At 35.3% G+C, this 17,443-nt stretch carries 18 protein-coding genes; 14 read left to right on the top strand and 4 right to left on the bottom strand.

All coding sequences use genetic code 11. The annotated features are described in order from the left end of the window. Positions 1-5: 5 nt before the first annotated feature. From FCR2A7T_RS15135 to FCR2A7T_RS12240, 4 genes are all read right to left on the bottom strand, one after another. Positions 6-275 (bottom strand): DUF6520 family protein, encoded by a 270-nt coding sequence (locus tag FCR2A7T_RS15135; protein WP_131473121.1) that lies wholly within the window; start codon positions 273-275, stop codon positions 6-8. A gap of 80 nt (positions 276-355) precedes the next feature. Further along, the gene (locus FCR2A7T_RS12250; protein WP_023571616.1) at positions 356-1,864 is read right to left on the bottom strand and encodes a MauE/DoxX family redox-associated membrane protein; all 1,509 of its coding nucleotides are present in this window, start codon (positions 1,862-1,864) and stop codon (positions 356-358) included. Positions 1,865-2,211: 347 nt separating this feature from the next. Then, a complete protein-coding gene (locus tag FCR2A7T_RS12245; RefSeq protein WP_035118392.1) occupies positions 2,212-3,117 on the bottom strand; it encodes an AraC family transcriptional regulator in 906 nt (301 codons plus the stop codon). Positions 3,118-3,135: 18 nt separating this feature from the next. After that, positions 3,136-3,519 carry a DUF7793 family protein gene (locus FCR2A7T_RS12240; RefSeq protein ID WP_035118390.1) on the bottom strand — a complete coding sequence of 128 codons (384 nt, stop codon included), beginning with the start codon at positions 3,517-3,519 and terminating at the stop codon, positions 3,136-3,138. Positions 3,520-3,746: 227 nt separating this feature from the next. Here FCR2A7T_RS12240 and FCR2A7T_RS12235 point away from each other — a divergent pair, with 227 nt between their 5' ends. The 14 genes from FCR2A7T_RS12235 to FCR2A7T_RS12170 all read left to right on the top strand — a co-directional run bounded on the left by FCR2A7T_RS12235 (position 3,747) and on the right by FCR2A7T_RS12170 (position 17,443). Further along, positions 3,747-6,173 (top strand): aminotransferase class I/II-fold pyridoxal phosphate-dependent enzyme, encoded by a 2,427-nt coding sequence (locus FCR2A7T_RS12235; RefSeq protein WP_023571613.1) that lies wholly within the window; start codon positions 3,747-3,749, stop codon positions 6,171-6,173. 37 nt (positions 6,174-6,210) lie between these two features. After that, positions 6,211-7,050 (top strand): RteC domain-containing protein, encoded by an 840-nt coding sequence (locus FCR2A7T_RS12230; protein WP_035118566.1) that lies wholly within the window; start codon positions 6,211-6,213, stop codon positions 7,048-7,050. 337 nt (positions 7,051-7,387) lie between these two features. Further along, positions 7,388-7,666 carry a helix-turn-helix domain-containing protein gene (locus FCR2A7T_RS12225; protein ID WP_023571610.1) on the top strand — a complete coding sequence of 93 codons (279 nt, stop codon included), beginning with the start codon at positions 7,388-7,390 and terminating at the stop codon, positions 7,664-7,666. 342 nt (positions 7,667-8,008) lie between these two features. Then, positions 8,009-8,653: a transcriptional regulator gene (locus FCR2A7T_RS12220; protein WP_240471516.1), complete on the top strand. Its 645-nt coding sequence runs from the start codon at positions 8,009-8,011 to the stop codon at positions 8,651-8,653. After that, positions 8,637-9,293 (top strand): ATP-binding protein, encoded by a 657-nt coding sequence (locus tag FCR2A7T_RS12215; protein ID WP_023571609.1) that lies wholly within the window; start codon positions 8,637-8,639, stop codon positions 9,291-9,293. The genes FCR2A7T_RS12220 and FCR2A7T_RS12215 overlap by 17 nt, the downstream gene beginning before the upstream one ends. Before the next feature lie 124 nt (positions 9,294-9,417). After that, complete coding sequence (locus FCR2A7T_RS12210) at positions 9,418-9,789, top strand: hypothetical protein (protein WP_035118383.1); 372 nt, start codon at positions 9,418-9,420, stop codon at positions 9,787-9,789. 202 nt (positions 9,790-9,991) lie between these two features. Continuing rightward, a complete protein-coding gene (locus tag FCR2A7T_RS12205) occupies positions 9,992-10,867 on the top strand; it encodes a DUF3347 domain-containing protein (protein WP_023571607.1) in 876 nt (291 codons plus the stop codon). Between the two features lie 5 nt (positions 10,868-10,872). After that, positions 10,873-11,343 (top strand): TlpA family protein disulfide reductase, encoded by a 471-nt coding sequence (locus FCR2A7T_RS12200; RefSeq protein WP_023571606.1) that lies wholly within the window; start codon positions 10,873-10,875, stop codon positions 11,341-11,343. A gap of 1 nt (position 11,344) precedes the next feature. Beyond that, the gene (locus tag FCR2A7T_RS12195) at positions 11,345-11,842 is read left to right on the top strand and encodes a heavy-metal-associated domain-containing protein (RefSeq protein WP_023571605.1); all 498 of its coding nucleotides are present in this window, start codon (positions 11,345-11,347) and stop codon (positions 11,840-11,842) included. Next, positions 11,842-12,657: a hypothetical protein gene (locus FCR2A7T_RS12190; RefSeq protein ID WP_035118380.1), complete on the top strand. Its 816-nt coding sequence runs from the start codon at positions 11,842-11,844 to the stop codon at positions 12,655-12,657. The genes FCR2A7T_RS12195 and FCR2A7T_RS12190 overlap by 1 nt, the downstream gene beginning before the upstream one ends. Before the next feature lie 19 nt (positions 12,658-12,676). Beyond that, positions 12,677-12,886, top strand: a complete 210-nt coding sequence (locus tag FCR2A7T_RS15275) for a heavy metal-binding domain-containing protein (RefSeq protein WP_023571604.1) — start codon at positions 12,677-12,679, stop codon at positions 12,884-12,886. Positions 12,887-12,974: 88 nt separating this feature from the next. Beyond that, complete coding sequence (locus FCR2A7T_RS12180; protein WP_023571603.1) at positions 12,975-14,264, top strand: efflux RND transporter permease subunit; 1,290 nt, start codon at positions 12,975-12,977, stop codon at positions 14,262-14,264. A 1-nt stretch (position 14,265) separates the two neighbouring features. Beyond that, positions 14,266-16,203 carry an efflux RND transporter permease subunit gene (locus FCR2A7T_RS12175; RefSeq protein WP_023571602.1) on the top strand — a complete coding sequence of 646 codons (1,938 nt, stop codon included), beginning with the start codon at positions 14,266-14,268 and terminating at the stop codon, positions 16,201-16,203. Next, a complete protein-coding gene (locus FCR2A7T_RS12170) occupies positions 16,190-17,443 on the top strand; it encodes a TolC family protein (RefSeq protein ID WP_035118377.1) in 1,254 nt (417 codons plus the stop codon). The genes FCR2A7T_RS12175 and FCR2A7T_RS12170 overlap by 14 nt, the downstream gene beginning before the upstream one ends.

The raw sequence follows: 17,443 nt of genomic DNA, 5'->3' as shown, positions 1-17,443 counted from the left end.
TCCGTTTACGGAGTAACCTTTTTGTACAAAGGCAGTGGGCAGGAAGTGCCATTCCAGTCGTATAGAATGTTCGATCCGTCACTACACATTTGAGGGTTAAAAACGTTGGAACACGTAATTTGTGTTGGAGTACATGTACTCCCCACTTTAATATGGCCTTGTCTGTCAGCCAAAACACTTTTGCTTTGCGAGGAAACAGTACTCGCAAATGCCCCACCAACAGCAAGTAACGCAACTCCCATTGGCAAACCGAATTTTCTGAATTTAGTTTTCATGATAAATAAATTAAATGTTTAGCCTACTCTTTTTGCAGGTTTTCAGCTTTCCCCTGAACTACGTAGTATGTTTATGTATTTTATTTAGTGATAGACGAATCAAATAGTTTGGTATCCAGTCGATAACTCATAATATAATTCCCCATTTGTGCAATTAATCGATTCTGATAAACTCGAAATTCCGATAATTTATCTTTATCCCTGTTCGGAACATAAAAGCTAAAAGCATAGGTGTTTTTAACCAAATCATACACATCAATCACCGATGATCTTTTCCAGGTATCTTCAGGTTCAAACCGTCCCATTAACCCGGAATGGACAAACAGATAGTTCCCGTAGGTTGCGGTCGCTTTATTTACAACCAATGGAGGGGCGGCAATCGTTTTCGTCTTTTTAGATGATATATAACTAACTTTAAGCTGTGCTTTGCTGATTGTATCTATGGTTTTTCCGATAACTTTTTGTTCTAATTGGGGGTCTGAAACAATAAACTGATTACGATAATAGTAAGTGTATAGTATCTTGTTTAACTGTTCATTATACAGTAACATTCCGTCAGTGTCAAAAACACCGTCAAGCTGTTTTATCAATACATCTTTTGATAATCTAACGGTAAAAGGAGGACTTATTTTGAGAAGTCCTAATACATTTTCATTGGTTTTACTATCCCGCGCTCTAATGGCAAAGGTTACCGAATCAATAGGAACTGCTAAAGAGAAAAATGCATTTGTTCGGTGTTGCTCAGCTTTCCAATCAGTTTTATTTCCTGAAAAAATAGAAGGCACTGTACCGTCAATGAAATAAGACATAGATGAACCAACATAAATTCTTGGAGTTCGGAACGGCAAATCCATTTTTGAGAGTTTTATTTCGGTGTCGAATTTCTTTACTAAATTAAAATCCAAGGTTTTTATAAAAAGAGGAGCAGTTACGTTTCCTAGGTAAATGTTTTCATGGTCAATACCGGCTAAATAATACGAGTTGAGCCCCAAGTCTGTTTGATGTTCAAGAGTTATTGGATGATGGGGAAAACGTCTTACGAAATTGTTATGGCGATGAATAATATCTTCTGAAAGTAGAAACAGCACAACTACAGGAACAATCCCGAGTAGTAATGATGACAATGAAATTATCCCAAACTTTTTACATGGGAACGTTGTAGCGTTTTCATTATCAAAGCTCAGATAGAGACCGATAAGGGCAAGAAGCACGAAAAATAAATTGAATACCAAATGCTCTGTCCATGCCAATTTTTCAAGGACACCGCCACAGGAACAGGGAATAAAAGAGCTGAAGTTTAATATGATGATGATGTAAGTTGTAAATAGGACCATCATAATTAAAGCCGCGATTAATCCTTTTACTCGTAAAGCCGGAACCACTAGGAGAATGGCGATTCCAATTTCCAATAGCGGTACTAACCAATAAAGGAATCCTGCAAAAGCACTCAAAAGTGGTGATTGTCCAATCTGAACACTAAAGTTTTCAAAGTCCAAAAGCTTGCTTACCGCAGCATATACGAATAGCAAGATATACAGCAAACAAATAATTTCAATAGTAACGTTCTTTATTTTTGCATTCAGTTTCATGGCATTAACTATTTAAGTTTAATGATGTAAAATTCTGAAATACAATCTATAAAGACTTTTCAATTCGGGACAACAACTTATCCAAAAAGGAGAAATCCCATCGAGTTTGAAAATTATGAAATGCGAATAAAACAAAATGTTCTTAGTAAACCCCAACCTAAGAGCGTGGAGTGGCTAATACTAAAGTAAACATGTTAGTGGCATTGTCCCCTTGAGGACGACCAGAACAAAGCCGCCTAGGGTTTGTGGCAGGTTGCGAACGCAGTTCATTAGGGGTGTCAAGTATAATTAAGTTGCCAGTGAAATTCAACAGGAGTGGTAAACCCAATAAATATGGAATAAAAAAACTAAACAGTCCCCCTTTTCAAATCAGTAGGCGAATACCCATACTTTTTCTTAAAAGCTTTAGAAAAATTAGGATAGGTATTAAAACCATTCATGTAAGCAATGCTCTTTAGTGGCATGTTGGTTTGCTCAATAAGTAAATGGACTCTTTTTAGCCGTTCGTCATTATAAAACTGATAGATACTCGTATTAAAGAAGTACTTAAAAGCTTCTTTTAGCTTATGTTCATTGGTGCCAAAAGTCTTTGAAAGCTCTTTTAGGGAGGGAAGCGGGTTTTCTAAATTAGATAAAATATAATCATATAGCTGCTGCATTAATCGGGCATCGTCCCGTCTCGTTTTAGGTTGTCTGAAAGCGGAATTCACATCCTCCGAGTTGTTATCGATCTCCGTTGAATCAGCAAGAATGGAATGAATAATAAAACGGTTTTTATTGGATATTTTCGATATGCTGCTAAACAATGAAACTACTTCTTTTTTGTCAGAAGTAAGATAGCTTAAAGGAAGAGTAGAAACCTTTTCATTGGCTAAAATGGATGGCATTAATCTGTCAAAATTTTGAGATGAGGTGTCCGTTAAAAGTTTTGCAAATTCAAGTCCTTCAAGTGAAGTTATATCGTAATTTAAAAGGATACAGGCTTCTGGATTACAATTACAAATAATAAATTCTTCATTTACGATGAAACTTAATGAAGTCAAATTTTGTTGCAAATGATGCGTATTGATATAGCCTTTGGGAAACAATGTTTCCTGCATTTCCTCTGCCACCATATTGATAAGCACCGTTAAAGATTCCAATTCATCATCTTCTTCGGTTCGTACTATCCGATGGCTAAAGTTGCCACTGGCCATTTCAAGTAGCATTTGCCGTATATTGTGCATCCTTTTCTGATTGATTTCCCAATGCATAGGCACTTTAAATTTTAATTATAAATAAGACTTCAGGAATGCTAATGCTTGTTCTTCATTAGTGAAAAATGAAGTGGGAATAGAGGGTTTGTTTATCCTTAGATAAAAATCTCCCATAGTTTCAGATACTTGCGGATTGCCAAGAATAGCAACAGCTTTAGTAAGTACCGAACCAAATTGAGCCAGGTAATCCCTGCCGGCTTTGTCCGAATCTTTTACACCTCTGATATCACATAAAACAGGATAAGTCGTTTCATTTTGAAATTGGATTCGGTCAGATACGACTTTTCGGGCGACAGTTAAGGAAATAACGGTCTCCGGCTTATATTCAAAATAAAGAATGCCTTGCGCTATGCAAAATCGTGCATGCGCATTTTCGTAACAATCATGAGCTGCATTCACGATGTATTAGATAAAATGATACAATGCTGCAAAAATAAAAATAATACTGAATTAAAAAACCTACAAAACAGGCTAATTGTCCCTAAAATCAATTAGTGTTTGTCAATTCGGGAATATGAGTTGTCAAAATAGGAGTATGCACAAATCACTGTAAAACACATCAAAATTTATGTACAATTTTGGCGACTTAATAACCCAAACGTAACACACTACTAATCAAAACAGAAATGGCTAAAATTAAACACAACAACTTTATCGACACTGTAAATAGTGTCATCTCGGGCGCAAAAAATGAAGGAGTACTTCATTTGTATGCCGAAGATTCCTTCTTAAACGGCAGAACATTGCAAATAGAAGGGAAACAGATGTATCATTTCGGAACAACAGGGTATCTTGGTTTAGAGCAGGATGAAAGAATTAAGCAAGCGGCGATAAACGCTATTCAAAAATTCGGTACCCAATTCCCGCTTTCCAAAACGTATATATCAAATCCATTGTATGCCGAATTGGAAGCAAAAATCGAAAAGATGTATGGCATAACACCAGTGATTACTAAAAACAGTACGCTAGGACATTTGGCAGTTATTCCAACCGTGGTTCGCGACGAAGATGCCGTTATTTTAGATCATCAGGTTCACTGGAGCGTGCAAAATGCTTGTCAGCAGCTCAAACTAAGAGGGATTCCCGTAGAAATGGTTCGTCATAACAACCTCAGTATGGTAGAAGACAAAATAAAAGAACTCGCCAATAGGGGCGGGAAAATATGGTATATGGCCGATGGCGTGTATTCAATGTTTGGCGATTTTGCACCAATCCCGGAATTGATAAAACTGACACAAAAATACCCTCAACTGCATTTATATTTTGATGATGTTCACGGCATGAGTTGGAAAGGTAAAAACGGTACGGGTTATGTTTTTGATTCATTTAACCAATTACCAAACAATGTTTTAATTGTTTCAACTTTAAGTAAAACGTTTGGAGCAAGCGGAGCAATGTTAATTTGTTCAGATGGAAAGCTAAGAGACAAAATAAAAAATTTTGGAGGACCATTAACATTTTCAGCACAACTGGAACCCGCTTCACTTGCCGCAGCATCTAGCTCAGCCGATATTCATTTATCACCCGAAATCACAGTAATGCAAAATGAATTAACGGAACGAATATCTTATTTCAATTCATTATTAGAAGATTCACCGGTACCGCTAATCGTTAAGAATGATTCACCGGTTTTCTTTATAGGAACAGGCATGCCGGCCACAGCTTATAATCTTACTCAAAAGCTTTTCAAAGAAGGTTTTTTTGTGAATCCAGGATTGTATCCTGCTGTTCCAGTTAAAAATACCGGGATTCGTATAACGATATCACGTCATAATCAGAAAGAAGATATTAAAGCATTGGCGGAAGCTTTACAATTTCATTTACCAAAAGCTTTGGAAGAAACGGATAATAGTCTGGATAAAATCCAAAGAAGTTTTCGCCTTGAAAGAATATTTAAGAAAGTCAAAAAAGTGAGTGTCGATTCTGGTTTGTTGAAATTCCAGTTTGAAACCTCAATTCACAACATAGATAAAGATTTTTGGAATACTTCACTGGGAGGGCAAAGTGTTTTCGATTGGGAAGGAATGTGTTATTTAGAAGAAACTTTCAAGAACAATCCTAATCCACAGGACAACTGGGACTTTTATTACTGCATTATAAGAGATACCGCTAACATGCCAATCCTCGTTACTTTCTTTACTTGCTCATTATGGAAGGATGATATGCTGTTACCGGAATCCGTTTCAAAACAGCTGGAAGAAAAACGGAAATCAAATCCATTGTACCATACTTCAAAAGTAGTGAGCATGGGCTCGCTTTTTACCGAGGGACAACACTATTACTGTAATAATCAGCATCCGTTGCAAAACGAAGCAATAAAAATGTTGCTTTCAAAAGCAGATGAGCTATACCATGATGTAAATGCGGATATGCTGGTATTTAGGGATTTTGAAACGGATAATAATTGGGATGATGTGCTACACAATCAAGGCTTTGTAAAAGTAGTTATGCCGGAAGCTTGTACCGTAACAGATAACACTTGGTCAACGATTGAAGATTTTACAAAGAAGCTGTCACCTCGTTCCAGAAAACATTTTAATAAAGAAGTTCTTCCTTTTGAAACTTGCTTTGATATTCAGGTTAAAAGTAATCTATCAGATTTAGAATTAGAGAAAGCATATCAGCTATACACAAACGTAAAAGACAACAATGTTGCAATCAACACTTTCACTTATCCATTAAGTGCTTTCAAGAAAATGAGCGACTATGCTTCATGGGAATTTATAGTGCTATATTTAAAAGAAAATGAATCAAAAGAACCCGAAATGGTTGGCGTAGTATTCGGGTATAAAAATTTAAAAAGGGCTTACGTTCCAACGCTAATAGGGATGAATTACAACTACGTTCAGGAATTGCATTTGTACCGTCAGTTATTGTTTCAGATTATTAAGAGAGCCAATACTTTAGGCATTTCAAAAATAGATTTTGGCTTTTCGGCCACATTCGAAAAACGAAAACTGGGAGCAGAAATAATACCAAAAATTGCCTACATACAAGCCAAAGACAATTACTCATTCGAGGCATTAAACAGTTTACAAAATGATATAAAGTAACAAACCAACAATGTTCACTATTAGCCAAACACAACAAATGAAAACTATTACAGTACACATTACTGATTTCAACCAAAAGTGCAATGCCATTTTAGAAACTAATGAAAACCATTTAAAAAAAGCAAATGAAGGCATTCAGTTATGTAACCGAACATTATCGGTGTTAAAAGATAAAGTAGAACAGCATGATTTCGAAAACGTACCGGATGAAATCGAGTTCTTCAAAAATCACAAGCCCATTCCAATGAGTTACCTCATTTATTTTACGGAAGTCAGGTCGTGCGAGCTGCGTATGCCTAAAGCGGGAACTTCGTATAAAATTGAGTTTCTTCAAAAGGAGTTAAAAAAAGTCAATAAGTTTTTTTGTAAAAATGCCGATTTTGTGCATTATATGGAGCAAGGGTATAGTTACCTCGATCATCAGTTTTTCACAAGAAATCAAAGGGATAATTTTCCATTTACACCGATGACTGACTACTATCAGTTTCCTGAATTTTCCACTGCTCAGGATATGCTTTGGTCTAAAGTAAAAGCGATGTATCGGTTCATCCACTACATCAGGGAAGCACTGAAAAAGCTAAAAGTGAACGACGCGGAGATCTTTCAAGAAAAAAGGCATAAGGTCTTGGTTTGGACTGCTCCAAAAACGGCCTTGATTGAGCTTATTTATGCTCTTTATTCAAGTGGAGCGTTAAATCATGGCGCAGCCGACATTAATACCATTACCTCATCTTTCGAAGATTTCTTCAATGTGAAGCTGGACAATGTGTACAAAACTTACAATGAGATAAAAGAAAGAAAGAGTAGTAAGACAAAATTCCTTGAAGAATTAATGCTCAATTTACAGCAGAAAATCAGTAAAGAAGAGAGTGTTTAAGGTTTCGTATGGAATCGTAACTACGAAGTTTAGCATCTTTTTATTATTGGTTATGAGTTAATTACATTTTTTAAAGCAGGAGTATGGAATCCGAATTGGTAGTAAAACACCAATTCGGATTTTTTGTTGGTGGATAAAAGCAATTCGATTAAAAAGTTTGATTTCAATTGCCTTGTAAACAGGCTTTTTTGAGCTTTTTGATGTTAAATTTTCTCGTAACTACGATAAGCATTGGGAAAAGAAAAGAATAAAACACAACAAATTTGTACTGTTCGAACAAAGCAAAACAAATAAGAAGAAATGACGTCTTTCAAAATCCAACCATTAAAAAAGAACAATGGCAGCAACAATTATTACAACAGAAGATCTAAGAGAATTCAAGAAAGAACTATTGGAAGAGATCAAGAAACTATTGGAAGTCAAATCCACTACCAGCTCAAAACAATGGTTAAAATCTAGCGAGGTTAGAAAACTACTTGGTGTCTCCTCCGGCACGCTTCAAAATTATAGAATAAACGGAAGCCTTTCCTATACTAAAATCGGCGGTACCCTTTTTTATTCCCACGACGATATCGAAAAGATACTTTCACAGAATAAAATTAATACAGCTGGATAATTCCCCTCCTTTGGAGGGGTGCCCGCAGGGCGGGGTGGATGACTATTCTTTTGTCCATTGTCATTGCGAGGAGGTACAACGAAGCAACCTCTAATTCACAAACAAAAAACCTTAGCGCCTCAGAACCTAAGAACCTCAAAAATTATGAACTACATAAAACACCTCACAGCCTATTTCGATAGGGTGGTAGACGACCATTCCCTAAACCCAACCCACATCAGTTTGTACATTGCACTCTTTCAGTTCTGGAACCTTAACCGGTTTCAGAATCCCATAAGCATAACTCGCGATGAGGTAATGCGAATCAGTAAGATATGCTCGAAAGCCACCTATCACAAATGCATGCGGGAGCTGCATGAGAAAGGCTATGTCATATACGAACCTTCATACAATCCGTTTAAAGGAAGCATGCTGCAAATGGTCAATTTATCCCATGAGCTAAAACCATTAAAGCGAAGCGATAAAACCAATCCAAAAAATAAACAAGTTATTGAACAGGAAGTAAACAAGCAGCAAACAAGTAGTGGGACTGCTACTGAACAAGCGCTGGTATCTTCTATAAACAATATAAACAGTACAAACAATACAAACATTTTAAACTTGGACAAAAGCAAAAATGATTTAAAAAAAGACGAGTTCAAAATTCAGTCAGCAGATAATAGTTGTTATCCTGAGCTTGTCGAAGGGCCCAAAAAAAAGTTGCGCGAAAAAAAAGGTGAAGCAACAGAAAATGCAATCCCGCCACAATGGCAAAATGTAGTACAGTTTTTCAGCGAATGCAATGTTTCTGAAATCGAAGCACAAAAATACTACAACCATTTTCAAAGTAATGGCTGGCTGGTAAGCGGAAAGTCAAAAATGAAAAACTGGAAAGCAGCTGCGAGAAATTGGATGCTGAACAGCCAAAAATTTAATAAAAGAAACACACCACCTCAGCCAAATCATTTACACACTTCAAATCATAAAAACTATGGAGAACCACTTTAACCTCAATAATACGTTCGAAATCAAGAACAATTGTAGGATCTACGATTTACAAAAATGTTTTGCTTATCTCGAATTGCACGGCAAGCAAACTTACGGGCAATCTTTTAAAATCAATAATGATGATAAGCCAACAATTTACAAGCTGTTAATATATTCCATCAGGGATAAAGAGAATGCCTCTAAACTCGGTTTAGACCTCAACAAAGGAATTTTACTATCGGGACCTGTGGGTTGTGGTAAAACATCAATTATGCATTTGATAAAACCGTTCATATACACCAAACACGATTATAAAATTAAAACCACCCGGGAGATTTCCTTCGAGTTTGCCAAAAAAGGTTTTGAGGCCTTACAACCTTACATTCACAAATCGAATTTGCAACACCGGTTAACCGGTTATTGCTTTGACGATTTAGGAACCGAACAGCAAATTAAACACTTTGGTAATGAGTGTAATGTAATGGCGGAAATTCTAATTAGTCGTTATGAACATTTTATCGAAAACCAATCAGTTACACATATTACTACTAATTTATCGGCTACAGAAATAGAAAATGCCTACGGAAACCGGCTTAGAAGTCGTTTAAGAAGTATGGTAAACCTTATAACTTTTGACAGAAATTCAAAAGACAAGCGTTGAAACTGTAGAAGAAGTATTCAGAATAGTGATTTTAGATAAAATAAAGAAGAATGAGCTTTTTTACAATTATTTAATACAAATTGATTTAAATTTTTATAAATTTGTTTTTAGTTAGTCAGCACAAATGAAAAAGTTTCATCTAGTTTTAATCTTTGTATTGGGCATATTTTTTATGCCTGGTGAGGCTTTTGCGTGCAGTAAGGACAATCCAAAAACAGAAAAATCATGTTGTAGTAATAAGAAAACAGATACTAAATCTGAAAAAAAATCGTGCTGCGATAAAAAAAATAATTCTGAAAAAGGGTGTGGTGGTAAATGTGGTAATTCAAATTGTACTTCTACTTCCACAATACATTTCAGTGTGGTTACTTTAAACGACATTGAAATTAAAAACAATCTTTATGTTATAAGTGATAAAAAGCAAAACTTTTTTCACAATGAAGCCAATATCTCTTCTGGCTTCCATTCTTTATGGCTTATACCTAAGATAAGCTAAATTCCTTTTTTGACAGCCATAAGTGTGTCAATTCTATAGCGGTATTGCTATTCCAAATTCATTTACAGTTTTATGATTTTTGTTTTTAAGACATTCTTTTATAGTTTGTTTTGACTTAATCAATCTGTATTCTTTAATTAAATCAATTTTATAAAATTGAAACAGTGCATGCTAGAGCATTGTTTCTAAAAATCATAATTCAATGAACAAATCATTTATAAAAACAATGGTGGTAATAACACTATTGTTATCAGCAGTTGTGTCTAACGCACAAATTAAGAACGCTAAAATAGCAACCGTTAAAATATATGGTAACTGTGGCATGTGTGAGGCGACTATCGAAAAAGCAGGTAATTTGAAAAAAGTCGCAAAAGTAGATTGGGATCAAGATACGAAAATGGCAATAGTAACTTATGATGCCAAAAAAACAACGCAGGATGAAATACTAAAAAGAATTGCATTAGCAGGATATGATAGTGATAAATTCCTTGCTCCCGATGATGTCTATAATAATCTTCATGGTTGTTGCCAATATGACCGTGTTGCAAAAGTCACTGTTAAAGGGGAAACTAAAATGAAGACCACTAATGAAAATCATTCTAATCACGGTAATCATTCAGCAACACCTGTAACTGAAGTGCAAAATGAAAATCAGTTAAAAACAGTTTTAGATAATTACTTTATTGTTAAAGATGCTTTGGTTAAGTCTGATGGAAATGCAACGGCTATAGCTTCAAAAGAATTATTGACAGCTGTTAGCGCTGTAAAAATGGACAAATTGGAAATGAATGTTCACATGGTATGGATGAAAGTTTTGAATCAAATTAAAGAAGATGCAGAACATATTTCTGATACAAAAGATGTAAAACATCAACGAGAACATTTTATGACTTTATCAAAAAACATCTATACTTTAATTAAAGTTTCTAAAAATGAAACTCCGGTTTACTACCAGTTTTGCCCTATGGCAAATGGTGGAAAAGGAGCAAATTGGTTAAGTAAAGAAAATGCTGTCAAAAATCCATACTATGGTTCGATGATGTTAAGTTGTGGAAAAACGGTTGAAACTATTAATTAAATAAAATGAGAAGTATAGTTTTTGTGCTTTTGTTTATTGCGAATATCTCCATTGCTACTGCACAGATTAAAGTTGGTGATACAATACCATCAATTGTGCTAAAAAGCAGTAAGAACAGTGATGTAAACACCTCGTCATTTAAAGAAAAATATGTACTTATAGATTTTTGGGCTTCTTGGTGCGGTCCGTGCAGAATTGGCAATAAAAAATTGGTAAAACTTCATAAAGAATTGAGTTCCGATAAAATTGAAATTATTGGAATATCAATTGATACGGATAATTCTAAATGGTTAAAAGCTATCGAAAAAGATAAAATCAAGTTTACACAGTTAATCGATCCAAAAGGTTTTGAAGCAAAGGCTGCCGAAATATTTGGTGTTGATGAAGTACCATCTAAATTCCTCTTTAATGATAAAGGGATTCTAATTGCAAAAGATCCAACGGAAGAAGAAATGATAAAATTAATAAAAGAATAAAATGAATAAAATAAATAAAGGTTATGTTTTAGTTGCATCAATAGTTTTGATGTTTTCAATGAAAAGTAATGCACAAATTTCAAAAGCAGAAATCAGAGCAACTGGTTTAACTTGTTCTATGTGTTCAAATGCAATTAACAAACAGCTTAAATCATTACCAGAAGTTATTAATGTAGAAACCGATCTAAATACAAACACGTTTACCGTAACCCTTAAAGAAGGTAACGAATTAAGTCCTAAAGTATTTAAAGAGAAAGTGGAAAAAGCAGGGTTCTTTATTGGTTCTCTAGTAATTACAGCAAAATCAGAAACCATAACTAAAAGCCCGTACATTTTGGTAGGCAAGAATTCAGGTACTGGTTCTGAAGTGCAATTTCAAGTAGTCGACAAAGGTTATGTAACGGACAAAGAGTTTAAAAAAGTATCCAAATCCTACAAGGATATCGCTACTTATCTAGTTGACAATGAGGATGATTTCCATATTAAAATCCTGAATTAATGAGAAATTGTTTGTTATTTTTCGTAGCTTTATTTTGTCAAAATGCTCTTTCTCAAGAATTGTTTGTGGTTACAGATCCTGCAAGTAATGTTCCGGCAAACTCGCTTGCTGTTAATGTAATGCAGTCATTATTCAAAGAAGAAATGAAATCGGGTTACAACTACCATTTTATGCCCGAGGTGACCTATGGATTAAATAAAAATATCATGTTTCGGGCTTCAGCTTTTGTAAGTAACAGGAATAATGATCTGGTAACTGAGGGAGGTAGTTTTATGACAAAATATCGTTTTTATTCTTCCGATGATTTAAACAGCCATTTTCGATTGGCGGCTTATGGTAGGTATAGTTTTAATAACGCTGATATTCATCAGGAACAAATTGAGATTATGGGACACAATTCGGGTTTTGAAACAGGAATAATTGCAACAAAGCTGATTAAAAAAGTCGCAATCAGTTCCTCCGTTAGTTTTGAGAAAGCATTCGACAACAAACCAAACTATCCATTTCCCGATACTATTGGCGATAATGCTACCAATTATACTTTGTCGATTGGTAAACTGATGTACCCTAAAAAATACACCAGCTATAAACAAACTAATATCAATTTGATGGTTGAATTTGTAGGGCAAACCATTAATGAAAATGGTAAATCGTACTTAGATGTTGTACCTGCTGTTCAATTTATCTTCAATAGTCAGGCACGATTGGACTTGGCGTATCGTCAGGAATTAATGAGTTCAATGATACGTTCTGCGCCAAATGGGTTCTATTTTAATTTGTACTACACTTTTTTCGACTTAAAGAACAAGAAATAATTTAAAAAAATAATCGATTATGAAAACACTAATTATCACTGCTTTATTAGCAATAACCTTAGTTTCTTGCAACGATAAAGCTAAAGAAACAGAAAAACAAACCACAGAAACTCCTGTTAATTCATCCGAAAAAATGTATGCCTGCCCAATGCACCCGGAAGTTACCGGCAAAAAAGGCGATAAATGCTCAAAATGCGGCATGGACTTGACTGAAGAAGTTAAAAAATAACTTGTAAATCAATCTAGTTAGTTAAATATAGCCTGCAAAAGCTTCAGGGATTTTGTAGGTCTACCTAACTAACAAACACGAAAATAGTATGGTCGAAAAATTGATTTCATTTTCCTTAAAAAACCGATTTATTGTGCTGCTTGTGTCAGCCGGTTTATTTGGTTGGGGAATATACAGTGTTCAGCAGAATCCTATTGATGCCATTCCTGATTTATCAGAAAATCAAATTATTGTTTTTACGGAATGGATGGGAAGAAGCCCGCAGGTAATCGAAGCACAAGTAACCTATCCTTTGGTTTCTAATCTTCAAGGGATACCCAAAGTTAAAAATATACGCGGAGCTTCTATGTTTGGGATGAGCTTTGTCTATATCATTTTTGAAGACAATGTGGATACCTATTGGGCAAGAACCAGGGTGTTGGAACGATTAAATTATGCCCAGCGCTTACTTCCACAAGATGTTGTTCCAACCTTAGGTCCTGATGGTACAGGAGTAGGTCATATTTTTTGGTATCATTTTGAAACCAATGGAATGGACTTGGGAGAACAAAGAGCTTTACAAGACTGGTATGTGAAATTTGCATTGCAAACAGTTCCCGGTGTAGCCGAAGTAGCTTCTTTTGGAGGTTTTGAAAAACAATACCAACTGGTCTTAGATCCGCTCAAAATGCAATATTATAACGTCAGCATGATGGAAGTCATGAATGCTGTAAAGTCTAATAATAACGATGTTGGAGGGCGAAAATTTGAAATGAGTGATATGTCTTACATCGTAAGAGGTTTAGGATATATCAAGAATAGTAAAGATGTCGAAGATATTACCATAAAAAATTATAATGCTGTTCCCGTAAGAGTAAAAGATATTGGCTCGATACAAATGGGAGGCGATTTACGATTGGGAATTTTTGACGAAAATGGAAAGGGAGAAGTTGTTGGTGGAATTGTAGTGATGCGTTACGGTGAAAATGCCGACAAAGTAATACATGCCGTAAAAGAAAAAATGAAAGAAGTCGAAAAAGGTTTACCGGAAGGAGTCTCTTTTAAAACTTCCTACGACAGAAGTGAACTGATAGAAAAAGCCATAGCATCCGTTAAAGGAACACTAATTGAAGAAATGATTGTTGTATCACTTGTCATACTCATTTTTCTTTTTCATTGGAGAAGCGCTTTAATTATCCTTATACAGCTTCCTATATCAGTAGCAGTGGGCTTTATTTTACTTGAAGCTTTCGGTATCTCTTCCAATATTATGTCATTAACGGGTATTGCTCTGGCTATAGGAGTTGTTGTCGATGATGGTATTGTAATGGTGGAAAATTCATATCGAAATATTTCGGAGAAACAGGAAGAAATGGTTAACAGCAAAAAATCGGTTTAAGATGAAAGAGAGACTACTTAAAATATTCAAAAAAGAACAGGATCCATTGTCTTCTGAAGAAAAACTCAAGATAATTGAATCATCCTCTAAATTAGTGGGACCGGGTGTTTTTTATTCAACAATAATTGTAATTGCATCTTTTTTACCTGTATTTCTTCTCACGGGAATGGAAGGAAAACTGTTTAGTCCGTTAGCGTATACAAAATCCTTTATTCTTATTGTCGATGCTTTTTTGGCAATCACGCTAACACCAGTACTAATTAGCTTTTTACTCAAAGGAAAACTACGTCCGGAAGAAAAAAATCCAATCAATAGCAAACTGGAAACAATCTATACACCTATACTAACCTTTTGTCTGAAATGGCGTAAAACAATATTAGGTTTTAATATTGTTGCATTACTAATTGGAGTGTTGATGTTTACCCGTTTAGGGTCAGAATTCATGCCTCCATTAGATGAAGGTTCCATTTTATTTATGCCGGTAACATTACCGGATGTATCAAATTCTGAAGCAAAAAGGATTTTGCAATTACAGGACAAACTAATAAAATCAGTACCAGAAGTAGATCATGTTTTAGGAAAAGCGGGTAGGGCAAACACAGCCACCGATAACAGCCCGATAAGTATGATTGAAACTATTATTTTGTTAAAACCCGAAACAGAATGGAGAGAGGACAAAACAAAAAATGACATTATAACTGAAATAAATAATAAACTGCAAATTCCTGGAGTAACAAACGGTTTTACACAGCCTATTATCAATCGTATCAACATGCTTTCTACCGGTATCCGAACAGATGTTGGAATAAAAATTTACGGAGCAAGTTTAGATACTATTGATGTGTTATCTCAAAAAATCAAGAAAGCGTTGGAAGGTACTTCCGGGGTAAAAGATTTATATGCAGAACCCATCACAGGAGGGAAATATATAGACATTGAAGCAAAACGCGAAGTTATTGGCCGATACGGACTTTCTATTGATGATATCAATAACGTTGTAGAAGCGGCTATTGGCGGAATGAAACTAACTACAACTATTGAAGGAAGACAACGTTTCTCTGTAAACGCAAGATATGCTCAGGAATACAGAAATAGCCTCGATGCTTTAAAAAAATTGCAAGTACAAACGATGCAATATGGTCCCATTCCTTTAGAAACGGTTGCTGATGTTAGGATAAGCGATGGACCTCCCATGATAAACAGTGAAAATGCGATGCTTCGAGGGAGCGTGTTGTTTAATGTTCGGGAACGGGATTTGGGTAGTACGGTAAAAGAGGCACAGAAGAAATTAAACGCCATGATGACCAAAATGCCCAAAGGATATTATATCGAATGGAGCGGACAATGGGAAAATCAAATCAGAGCCAACAAAACATTGAGTTTGATTTTGCCTATAGTAGTTGTTATTATTTTCCTAATTCTGTTTTTCACCTATCGTTCCATGAAAGAAGCATTAATCACGATGATAACAGTTCCCTTTGCATTAATTGGCGGAATTTTCATGGTCTATTTTTATGGCATCAATTTGTCAGTTGCTGTGGCTGTCGGTTTTATTGCCTTGTTTGGAATGGCCATAGAAACGGCAATGTTAATGACCATTTATTTGAATGAATCCATGAACAAAATGGTGGCAAAATACGGAAACAGCAAAGAGGTTATCACCGAAGAAATATTGAGACAATATATCATTGATGGATCAGCAAAAAGGTTGCGACCAAAACTAATGACCGTTTCGGTTTCATTATTTGGTTTGATACCTATTCTGTGGGCAACAGGAACAGGAGCCGATGTGATGCTTCCTATTACCGTTCCGCTCATTGGTGGTACAATTACCTCCACAATTTATGTTTTGTTAGTAACACCAGTTGTTTTTGAAATCGTAAAACTTCGTGAACTGAAAACAAATGGTAAAATAGAAATTTTAGATGCTAAAGAATAAGTATTATATAGCAATAGGTTGTTTGATTTTAAGCTTCGCTTCAAGTAGGGCTCAAACAGTTTCGTTGGATGAAGTTTTGAAAAAGATCGAAACAAATAATCCACAACTAAAAATGTATGATGCCGACATACAGAGTATGGAAGCAGCTGCAAAAGGCGCCAAAAGTTGGATGCCACCACAAGTGGAAACAGGTTTCTTTATGACACCCTACAATTCCAAAATGTGGAAGGCTGATGAAATGTCACCCGGCATGGGGTCATATATGTTGGGAGTCACACAAATGATTCCGAATTCCAAAAAGCTGAACGCCGATTTTAAGTATATGAGCGCAATGTCTTCTGTGGAAAAGGAGAACAAAAACTATACGATTAATCAACTCAATGCTCTGGCGAAAACGAACTATTTCCAATGGCTTGTTTTGAATAAGAAAATAAAAATTGCCGATGATAATTTACTCCTTTTAGACTATATGATTAAAAGCATGGAGATACGCTATCAATACAACATGGATAAATTACCAACCTACTACAAAGCAAAATCGCAATACAGTGCATTACAGAGTATGATTGTTATGTTACAAAATGATATAGCACAAAAACGAATTGTACTGAATATGCTGATGGCAAGAGATAAAAATACCGTATTTGATATTGATACAACATATAAACTGACCGATTTTAATCTAATAAAAACCGATACAACACAGCTTTCCCAAAACAGAAGTGACATTAAGGCGATTGAAAAAACAATGGCATTAAATCAGTTGAAAATAGAAGCCGAAAAGACAAAATTTTTACCGGAATTTGGAGTTAAATACGACCATATGTTTGCGTTTGGGCAACAACCACAACAATTCTCTTTAATGGGAATGGTTACCATCCCAATGCCTTGGTCAACCAAAATGAACAAAGCTAATATCAGTAGCTTTCAAATTAAAAACGAAAGTCTGAATTGGCAAAAACAAATGATACTGAATGAAGCCTCAGGAATGATTTCCGGAATGCAAACTGAACTGATAACCCTCAAAAAACAGTATGATATTGCCGAGAAAAATATTATTCCGGCCTTGCGTAAAAACTACGACACAGCGATTATCGCCTGGCAAAATAATACCGGAGATTTGTTTGTGGTACTCGATGCTTGGGAGGCGTTAAATATGGCACAAATGGATTCGTTAGATAAATTACAGGCCATTTTGGCAACACAAGTTGAAATTGAAAAACAATTGGAAACTAAATAA

It is taken from the genome of Flavobacterium cauense R2A-7 (assembly GCF_000498475.1).
Classification (GTDB): domain Bacteria; phylum Bacteroidota; class Bacteroidia; order Flavobacteriales; family Flavobacteriaceae; genus Flavobacterium; species Flavobacterium cauense.
Note: the sequence above shows the minus strand (reverse complement) of the source record. Positions and strands in the feature narration are given on the sequence as shown.